We start from the raw sequence: 8859 nt of genomic DNA, 5'->3' as shown, positions 1-8859 counted from the left end.
CCTGAAACACCCTCCCTACCGCAAACCGCCCATTTCAGCGCCCATCACCGTTTGATCATCGGGTTTGTTAAGACATTGATACAACATCACTGAAACCCTTGTTCCAGAGCGGTCTATCCGCATTTACGGGCTGCCTGCGCGGGGTTTTGTCTCAGCCTTGAAACATCCTCGACAAAGGGTATCCGGACGACATCCATAAGCCATTGAATCAACACGAGATTCAAATACCGGCACAGCTTTCGCTCACTCCTTCACACAGCCGACCAGAGCCAGCCTACATGAGAAGGAAAGAGCGTCGTGGGGATACTCAATAAGAAAGCCTTGACGTGCCTGCTGCTGATCGCGAGCGCTGCAGGCACGCTTTTCAGTTTCGACGCTCAAGCCGAAGGCAACGGCGTCATCGTGCTTGATCGCACCATTCACCCAAGCCCTATCGGCCGCAGCGGCGGCAGAGATCCCAACCCCAACACTCTCAATGCCAACCCATCGGCCCGCGTCACCGGCGAACTCAGCGACGCCGACATTGCCGGGGTCACCACCGGAACGGCCCTTCGCCACAGCAACGGGCAAAGCCTGGGTGGCATGCAAGGCCTCAACGCCGTCACCAACCCCAACGGCATGCCCGGTATGTCCGTCGGCCACGGTGGTGGCAGTGGCAGCGCGATTTCCACAACCATCAATCGCGCCATGAGCAGCGGCCTCGGCTCACTGGGCAGAATGGCCGGAGGCCAATGAGATGAGTCGATCCCTGCTGTTATTTGCCCTGTTCGGCTGCACCAGCGTGATGGCCGATTCCGGCGTCAGTTCGGTGAACAACGCCACCCTCCAGGATTCCGGTACTCAATACCGCGGCAACTTCAACGTCAACCAGGCGACAGGCGATCAACAGCAGCAGGCCAACGTCCGCGCGATCGCCATGGGTACCCAAGCCGGTGCGACCACCAGTGTCAGGCAGAAAATCACCACGCCCGCCAATCCGTCGATGGATGCGACGGCCACTATCGGTGGCACCTCTTTCAGTAATGGCAATGGCGTACTGGGCGTCAATCAGGGTGCCGGGGCGAACAACCAGATGGCCAACGCCATGCGCATCAGCATCAGCGCTGCAACGCAAGCCATTGACGATAGCGCCCTTTCTCAACAGAACGTGGTGTTGTTACCGAACTCGGGAGCAACTGGCACCCAAAACGGCAGTCGCCAGGTCGTGACAAGCGACCAGGCCTTCACCGGCAGCCGGGGAGTGATCCAGGTGAACCAGAGTGCCGGGGTGGGGAACCGAATGGCTAATACCCTGAGCATCCGGGTCGCTGACTGACCCCGATGCAGTGCGATCAGGGAAGTACCAACACTTGACCAACTAAAAAGCACGGAGAAATACCATGAACCCGACAACGGCCCTCAGGCCACTGGCTTTCGCTCTGGCAGCAGTGATGGCATTCGCAGCCCAAGCGGGCGGTCCTGATGATCACGATCAGGGCAACGGACATGGCAACAACCATCAGCCTAAAGTCCCGACCCTGGAACAAGCTCTGCAAATTACAGCAGGCGCCGGGGCAGCCGTGATGGACTCGCAGGACAGCACTGACAACAGCGTATTGAACCAGGGCACCAGGAACGACGCTAAAGTCGATGACTCCCTGAACAACTCCAACGGCAACATGGGCGCCAACGTTGCAGCCGGCGACGGCAACCAACAAGACAACGCCGCCGCCATTGCCACGGCTGACGAAAGCTTCATCTTCGGCACCGCAGTCGCCGCCTCCAGCGCGACTCAGAAGAGCACCGGCAACACCGTCAAGAACTATTCCAACACCAACAACGCTACGCTCAATAACGCTGGCAATAGCGGTTCCGGCAACATCGGCATCAACGTGACCGCCGGCAACTTCAACCAACAGAAAAACAACCTGGCGATTGCCGTTTCTGGCGGGCGTGTAGCACTAGCGGCGGCAGCGGCCAACCAAAGCACGTCCGGGATGAACGTCTCCAACAACGGCAACACCACGACTGATTTCGTGACTGTGGGTGTATTCGGTCTGGCTGGCGTAACCACTCAACAAGTGATGACGCCAGATGGCTGGAAACCCCCTGTAACCAACAATACTTCGATAACAGGCTCGATGAACAACTTCTCCGGCAACGGCGGAGCCAACGTATCGTCCGGCGTAGGCAACCAGCAAAGCAACTCGCTGTCCATCGCCGCAGGCTGCAAGGCTTGCCAGTAATCGCGATCGCAATGAAAGCCCCGGCGACCGCAATGCTGTAGGAGCGAGCTTGCTCGCGATGGTCGATAACGATAACGCGTATTTACTGGGTAACCGCGGCGCTCTTGAGTCCATCGCGAGCAAGCTCGCTCCTACAAAGGGCCACATTCGCTTAACTGAACAGCATTGCCCGGCGACCGGGCTTTTCCACAGCCACAAGGCGTACCGATCATGCGTAAGACAGCCCTTTTCGCCCTGCTCTGTCTGTCTGGCCTGACCCAGGCTGCACAGATGCCGGTTGCCGCCCTGCCGGGTGGCGTGCTGGTGTACAAGCACGTGCAGAGTTTGCGTGAGCGCAAGTTCAGCGACATCGTCGAACAGAAAACCGATTTCAGCTGCGGCGCCGCCGCGCTGGCAACGATACTGCGCCAGGCCTATTGGCTCGACGTCGATGAGGAGCACATCATCAAGGGCATGCTGGTCACCGCAGACCAGGACATAGTGCGTACCCAGGGTTTTTCCATGCTGGACATGAAGCGCTACATCGAGCGCATCGGCATGCGCGCCCGGGGCTACAAGATCCCGCCGGAAAGACTCGATGCAGTGACGATTCCGGTGGTGGTATTGATGGAAATTCGCGGTTACAAGCACTTCGTGGTGTTGCAACGGGCGGACAAGCACTGGGTCTATATCGGCGACCCCGTACTTGGACACAAACGCTACGCCCATGATGACTTTGTCAAAGGCTGGAATGGCATTATTTTCGCGATCGTCGGTCCCGGATACGACAAGACCAACGCGTTACGCAGTCCACCGGAACCGCTGACAGCCAAGAACAAGATGGATAACTTCAACCCGGTCAAAGATGCCGAATTGATGGATTTTGGTTTCATACAGAGCGACTTCTTCTAATCGCCAACAAGATGACAGGGGGCAGGATGCTCCGGGAGCAGCAAATGAAAACCTCGTATTGGGTGGTCGCAGCCTGTCTGGCAGCGAACACTTCAGGTTTTGCTGATGAGTTCAGACCCATCGAAATCAAGGACCAGGAGCTGGCCGAGCTGCGTGGCCGGTATGTGATGCCGGGGCGGGTCATCAGCTTCGGTGTTGTCATGAGCAGTACCTGGCGCAATGCCAGTGGTGATCTGATCGGAGCCTCCACCTCGATGCAGCTTCAGGCCGCAACGGTCAAACCCGAGTTCTATGTATCAACCATCAAGCAATCTGGTCATGGCGGCTCGCCCAGGTCGGGCAGCGGTAACGTGACGGGTGGCGCTGCCCTGAGCACTTCCCGGGGCATAACCCAGGTCACACGGGCTGCAGGCGATGGCAACAGCGCAAACAACAACATCGCCATCAACGTCAAAGAAGCCAGCACGGCACCGGCACTGGTGCCGAGCCAGGGCCAGGGCCAGGCGCTGATCGCCGGTCAAACCATTACCGGCAGCAATGCCGCAGGCAGTGTCGCCGTATCCGCGACGAGCGGCGGTGTTCAGATGGCCATTACCGCCAACAACAACCAGGGCTCAAGCCTGCAACAGGTCGCCCAAGGCGGGTTGCTGCAAAACACCCGGTTGTTGGGCAGCAGCAATGTGGTCGACAACATGACTCAACTCAACGTAGTGCTCAACAATAATGGACCGAGTGCGAGTGTACTGGACTGCAACCTCAATCAACTCGCCGCATTACGGACCATGGGCTATTGAACTACGCTGAGTCTGGACCATTGGGCACAAATGGACGGCTTATTTCATGTACCGATCAGTATCACTGCGTGCAGTTGTCTGCTTGAGTGCCCTACTCCCCGTGGCGATGTTGCAGGCAGCACCTGACCCGGAAATGGAGGCGCTCAAACGAGAGCTTCTGGAGTTGAAACAACGCTACGAAGTCCAGCAAAAAGCCCTGGCGGTACTGGAACAACGAATCCGCCAGGTTGAAGACCAGCCGGCTTCTCCTCCCCCTAAACGCCTGGCCAAGTCTCCAGCGGACCTGAAGGGCAATCCAAACGTCGCCACCGGCACCGGTGCGGCGGCCGCTTCAGGGAGTGCTGCCGGGGGCAGCGGCAGCTCGTATGGACAATCGCTGGCCAATGACTCACAACCGGCGCAAAGCGTTTCAAATCTGTATGACGAGGCCAGCGGATTCTTCGGCGGTGGCAAATTCAGCTTCGAAACCGGGATAACCTACTCCCGATACGATACCCGCCAACTGATCCTCAACGGCTTTCTCGCCCTGGACTCGATCTTTCTGGGCGCCATCAACCTGGACCGGATCAAGGCCGACACCTGGACGCTTGACCTCACCGGCCGCTACAACTTCAACAATCGCTGGCAGTTCGACCTGAACGTGCCGGTGGTCTACCGTCAATCCACCTACCAGTCCGGTGGCGGCAATAACGGCACCGCCAACGTCACGACTGAAGATACCGTCAAAGAAGACCCGACCATAGGTGACGTCAACTTCGGTATCGCCTACAAATTCCTCGACGAGTCGGTCAACACCCCGGATGCCGTGGTGACCTTGCGCGTCAAGGCGCCGACCGGCAAAGATCCGTTCGGCATCAAGCTGGTTCGGGTGGCCGATAACTCCAACCTGGCCGTGCCTGAATCCTTGCCGACCGGTAATGGCGTCTGGTCGATTACGCCGGGGATCTCTCTGGTCAAGACGTTCGATCCGGCGGTGCTGTTCGGCAGCCTGTCCTACACGCACAATCTGGAGGAGTCTTTCGACGACATCAGCTCCAACCCGGCGGTCAAGACACCGGGCAAAGTACGCATTGGCGACAGCTTCCAGATTGGCGCCGGTATTGCGTTCGCCTTGAACGAAAAGATGAGTATGTCGTTTTCAGTCTCTGACCTGGTGCAACGCAAAAGCAGGCTCAAGGAAGATGGCGGGGATTGGCAATCGGTGGTCTCCAGCGATGCCAACGCCGGTTACTTCAACATCGGCATGACCATTGCGGCCACCGACAACCTGACTATCGTACCCAACCTGTCCATCGGCATGACGGACGATGCCCCGGACTTTCAGTTCAGCCTGAAACTGCCTTACTACTTCTGACCCGGACAAAACCCGCAGCCATTTCAATCGCAGCGTTTTTTTGTTCAAGGCTGCGGTTCAGCGAATATGGTGCTTGTGCAACAACCGGTAGAAGGTCGGTCGCGACACACCCAATACTTTGGCGGCGACACTCAGGTTATCGCTGTGGCGGCTCAATACATCGCACAATGCCTGGCGCTCGGCCCGGCTCTTGTATTCTTCGAGGGTGCCCATCGGCGCGGCGATTGTATGCGGACTGATCAAGCCCAGATCACGGGCCTCGATCTGCCGGCCTTCGGCCAACACCAGCCCGCGACGAACGCGGTTGGCCAGTTCGCGAACATTGCCTGGCCAGTCGTGCTTGCCCATGGCAATCAATGCGTCTTCGCTGAAACTGCGTGGGCGGCGCCCGGTTTCATGGCTATAGAAATGGGAAAAGTGGTTGGCCAGCATCGCCAGGTCGCCATGGCGTTCGCGCAGTGGAACGGTCGCCACTTGCAGTACGTTCAAGCGGTAATACAAGTCTTCGCGAAAGCGTCTCTTCTCGATGGCGGCTTCAAGGTCGACATTCGTTGCCGCCAGAACCCGCACATCCACCGCAATCGGCTGACTGCCGCCCACCCGCTCGATGTGTTTTTCCTGGAGGAACCGCAACAGGTTGGCCTGCAACTCCAGCGGCAGGTCACCGATCTCGTCGAGAAACAGAGTGCCACCGTTGGCGGCTTCTATCCGTCCGATCTTGCGTTGGTGGGCGCCGGTAAATGCGCCTTTCTCATGGCCAAACAGCTCGGACTGGATCAAGTGTTCGGGAATCGCACCACAATTGATCGCAATAAAGGGTTTGCTGTGACGCTGGGACAGACGATGCAGGGTGCGTGCGACCAGTTCCTTGCCAGTGCCGCTTTCACCCCGAATCAACACCGGAGATTCGGTCGGGGCCAGTTTGTTCAACAATTTTCGCAGTTCACGGACAGGTTTGCTGTCACCCATCAATTCGTGCTCGGGCTGGTCAACATGGACCGTGCCCTGCCCACGCAATCGCGCCATGCCAAACGCCCGGCCCAGCGTTACCTGAACCCGGGACACATCGAATGGCAGGGTATGAAAGTCAAAAAACCATTCACAGACAAAGTCGCCGACATTTTGCAGGCGCAGCACTTCCTGATTGAGTACGGCTATCCACTCGGTGCCACTGCGGCTGATCAACTCCTTGACGGCTTCCGGGTGCTCAAGGTGAGAGGGCTGCAAGCGCAGCAAGCCCACGTCACAGGTTCGATCAGTGGCGTTCGCCAGCGTGCAGCTATCGACGTCCCAACCGATAGCGCGCAATCCTGGGATCAGACGATAGCAATCGTCACAGGGGTCCACCACTAATAAACGTCGTAAAGCAGGCGCATCGCTCATGACTGTTCCTTGGCGCCAAATTTAAGAAATTTTATTAAAAACAGTCATTTGGCAGACCTGACTGTAACATTAGCAAGAATTTGACAGCGTCTTGTACTGTTTGACTATAGGGACGCTGTAAAACCAGTTATAAGTTGCGATTATGTTAGTGACCTAACGACTCTTTCCTTTCATTGCGCTTTCAATGCCAGCCTCATTCTTGAGCCTATGAAATAAAGTGGAAATTTCTTTTAATTGTGTGTGACCCAAACCCCGGTTGCGGACATCAGTACAAGTAACCAGCCGAACGGTAAGCCCAACCGACGGCACATCACTTGATTGGGCATACAGAGAGAAGACCCTATGAACGCCCCGCTCCGTATCAACGAAGCACTGCTGATTGCCGACCGCGCATTCAAACCATTCAAATGCGTGGCCTGGGCCCCACAAGACGGTAATGGCGAACTCAGCCTGACCGTTATCGACCGCACCAGCACCAGCATTGGCCGCAAGCAGATCCCAAGCAGTGCCTACTCCGACCCTGAACAACTTGAACGTCTGCTGGAACAGGCCCGCGCCGAATTGAGCGAGGAAGGTTACACACTGCAGTCGTGGTCGATGCCGCACTAATCGTTTTGCGGATTACTCCGGGGTAATCCGCACCCTTCCCCCTGTCATTAGTCGGGTTGATCGTTTTCACCGATCCGCACTCATTTCCCGCACACATTCGAACTTTTGCGCACCCGGTACTTTGCAGGCTTGCCATTGGTTCGAAAAGACACTGTTGTGGCACACAACGACTCTCCGTCTGTGAGTTCTCACCATTGCGCATCTCATCATTCAGGGGTTGAATATTCTCCCTACATAGTCGCCACCCAAACTTCTGGATCAGGACGACTCGCAAGGAGATGCGGCGCATGTCAATCCGGTCCGCTTTTGCCTTCTCCGCCACCCGGAACACTCCCGGGACCCTCGATGCGACGTTTGCCGCCAACGGCAAAACCCAGGTGTTTTTCGCCGACAGCCTTTCCAGCCTCGCCAATGATATTGCGATCGATGCGCAGGGCCGCTTGCTGGTAGCCGCAAAAGTCGCCATGGCCGATGGCAGCCGCTTTGGTCTGGCCCGCTTGCTGGAGGATGGTTCCGCCGACCTCGCGTTCGGCAAGCAAGGTAGTGTCATCGGCCAATTCAAACCGGGGTTCGAAGCCATGGGCGCCAAGGTTCTGGTCATGCCCGACGGCAATATCCTGTTGGCCGGGCTGCACTACGAAAACACGCACCGCACGCTCCCGGCACTCGCCTTGCTGGATCAGCAGGGTCGCCTGGTTCAGAGCTTTGGCGATAATGGCCGCTGCGTCGTGCGATTGCCTGGCGGCCTGTCCCTGGGCATTCGTGATGCCTGGCTGCCGCCCGGTGTGCCGGGCGCGGAAGCCTGCGATGTGGACGTACAGCAAGACGGCCGGATCCTGATCCTGGCCAACCATCACTACGAACTGGCCGATCACGTGGGCCTGTTGATACGACTGGATGTCGAAGGCTCGCTGGACTGCTCGTTCAACGGTAGCGGCTTCGTGGTGGTCAGGCACCTGCTGATGAATACCTGGCTCAGCAGCCTGACGGTACAACGTGATGGCCGAATTCTGGTCGGTGGATCGATCAACTTTCCTGAAGAAGGCTTGCTGGCACGCTATCACGCTGACGGCCGTCTCGACGACCGTTTTGCCGTGGATGGATTCATGACCTTCAAAACACAAGGGCATGGCGCCCGGGTCAGTCAGGTGGTCCAGCAAAACGAAGGTGGCATCCTGTGTTTTGGCAGCAGTTGCGAGCCGATGCACTGCCTGACATTTAAAATGCACAGCGATGGCCGACCCAACAATCATTGCAACGGCGGACAACCACAGCGGCTGCAAATCGGTCACAGAGGCTGCCAGTGGATCGCCGCGCAGTTACAGCCCGATGGCTGTGTGCTGGCGGCGGGTGCAACCATCGGCGGCGTTGAAGCAGACTTCATTGTCGGGCGATACCTGCCCAACGGCCATCCCGATCGCCGCTTTGGCAAAGGCTGCGGCTGTACGCGTACTCGCCTGGGCTCCGGCCCGGATACCGCCACCTGTGTCACGGTGCAAGCCGATGGAAACATCGTGGCTGGCGGCTATTCGCTGCAGGGCAGTTACAAGGCAGTCGTCGCACGCTTTCTGGGCTAACCCGATGCGTTTTTCCTGTGCTTGAT

Annotated in this window: 9 protein-coding genes; 8 read left to right on the top strand and 1 reads right to left on the bottom strand. The window is 57.7% G+C overall.

All coding sequences use genetic code 11. From position 1 onward, the window contains the following. The first annotated feature begins 297 nt into the window (after window positions 1-297). From KGA83_RS20690 to KGA83_RS20665, 6 genes are all read left to right on the top strand, one after another. Window positions 298-735 carry a hypothetical protein gene (locus tag KGA83_RS20690; protein WP_108217502.1) on the top strand — a complete coding sequence of 146 codons (438 nt, stop codon included), beginning with the start codon at window positions 298-300 and terminating at the stop codon, window positions 733-735. Between the two features lies 1 nt (window position 736). Beyond that, window positions 737-1315 carry an adhesin gene (locus KGA83_RS20685; RefSeq protein WP_223530711.1) on the top strand — a complete coding sequence of 193 codons (579 nt, stop codon included), beginning with the start codon at window positions 737-739 and terminating at the stop codon, window positions 1313-1315. A gap of 64 nt (window positions 1316-1379) precedes the next feature. Further along, window positions 1380-2225, top strand: a complete 846-nt coding sequence (locus tag KGA83_RS20680) for a heme utilization protein (protein WP_115948169.1) — start codon at window positions 1380-1382, stop codon at window positions 2223-2225. 210 nt (window positions 2226-2435) lie between these two features. After that, entirely contained in the window at window positions 2436-3116 is a 681-nt protein-coding gene (locus tag KGA83_RS20675; protein WP_108217498.1) for a C39 family peptidase, read from the top strand. A 26-nt stretch (window positions 3117-3142) separates the two neighbouring features. Then, window positions 3143-3910, top strand: coding sequence for a hypothetical protein (locus KGA83_RS20670; RefSeq protein ID WP_115948171.1), 768 nt, complete (start codon window positions 3143-3145; stop codon window positions 3908-3910). Between the two features lie 46 nt (window positions 3911-3956). Beyond that, window positions 3957-5264 (top strand): transporter, encoded by a 1308-nt coding sequence (locus KGA83_RS20665; protein WP_108217496.1) that lies wholly within the window; start codon window positions 3957-3959, stop codon window positions 5262-5264. A 57-nt stretch (window positions 5265-5321) separates the two neighbouring features. On the opposite strand, the gene KGA83_RS20660 is transcribed toward KGA83_RS20665, so the two are convergent. Then, entirely contained in the window at window positions 5322-6647 is a 1326-nt protein-coding gene (locus tag KGA83_RS20660; RefSeq protein WP_108217495.1) for a sigma-54 dependent transcriptional regulator, read from the bottom strand. Window positions 6648-6989: 342 nt separating this feature from the next. Here KGA83_RS20660 and KGA83_RS20655 point away from each other — a divergent pair, with 342 nt between their 5' ends. Next, a complete protein-coding gene (locus KGA83_RS20655; protein ID WP_108217494.1) occupies window positions 6990-7256 on the top strand; it encodes a hypothetical protein in 267 nt (88 codons plus the stop codon). Between the two features lie 287 nt (window positions 7257-7543). Further along, entirely contained in the window at window positions 7544-8833 is a 1290-nt protein-coding gene (locus KGA83_RS20650) for a hypothetical protein (protein ID WP_108217493.1), read from the top strand. Window positions 8834-8859: the final 26 nt, after the last annotated feature.

It is taken from the genome of Pseudomonas sp. GL-R-19 (genome assembly GCF_019956375.1).
Classification (GTDB): domain Bacteria; phylum Pseudomonadota; class Gammaproteobacteria; order Pseudomonadales; family Pseudomonadaceae; genus Aquipseudomonas.
The sequence above is the reverse complement of the archived record's forward strand: the minus strand, read 5'-3'. Positions and strand labels throughout refer to the sequence as shown.